This window comes from Bacillus sp. VA15, assembly GCF_055721145.1.
In genome coordinates this window covers 1-646 of record NZ_JBVQPQ010000022.1, presented here as the reverse complement: position 1 = coordinate 646, position 646 = coordinate 1, and the positions used below count along the sequence as shown (strand labels likewise).

The window sequence follows — 646 nt, the reverse complement described above, 5'->3', positions numbered from 1 at the left end:
GGTTACCCACGTGTTACTCACCCGTCCGCCGCTGACATCAGGGAGCAAGCTCCCATCTGTCCGCTCGACTTGCATGTATTAGGCACGCCGCCAGCGTTCGTCCTGAGCCAGGATCAAACTCTCCGATGAAGTAGTTTGACTGACTACGCACATCGCTGTGCGATTTTATAAAAATGAATTAACAGGTACGTTTTGTCTTGTTTAGTTTTCAAAGATCATTTCGTTTGTCTGCTTTGTTAAAGCAACTTTATTAGTATACAATGCTGCTTCTTCAAAGTCAACAACTTTTTTTAAAAAACTTTTGGTGGAGCCTAGCGGGATCGAACCGCTGACCTCCTGCGTGCAAAGCAGGCGCTCTCCCAGCTGAGCTAAGGCCCCATGAAAATGGTCGGGAAGACAGGATTCGAACCTGCGACCCCATGGTCCCAAACCATGTGCTCTACCAAGCTGAGCTACTTCCCGATTTCCTAACTATTCTATTAGAATAATGGCGCGCCCGAGAGGAGTCGAACCCCTAACCTTTTGATCCGTAGTCAAACGCTCTATCCAATTGAGCTACGGGCGCAAAACTTAATGCCGAGGGCCGGACTTGAACCGGCACGGTAGTCACCTACCGCAGGATTTTAAGTCCTGTGTGTCTGCCAAT

3 tRNA genes and 1 rRNA gene are annotated in these 646 nt (G+C 48.8%); all 4 read right to left on the bottom strand.

Going from position 1 to position 646, the window contains the following annotated elements:
* A 16S ribosomal RNA gene (locus AC0DBE_RS21545) occupies nucleotides 1-129 on the bottom strand; the annotation flags it as partial.
* Nucleotides 130-302: 173 nt separating this feature from the next.
* A tRNA-Ala gene (locus tag AC0DBE_RS21540) sits at nucleotides 303-378 on the bottom strand.
* Nucleotides 379-385: 7 nt separating this feature from the next.
* Nucleotides 386-462, bottom strand: a tRNA-Pro gene (locus AC0DBE_RS21535).
* Nucleotides 463-488: 26 nt separating this feature from the next.
* Nucleotides 489-565: transfer RNA gene (locus tag AC0DBE_RS21530), tRNA-Arg, on the bottom strand.
* Nucleotides 566-646: the final 81 nt, after the last annotated feature.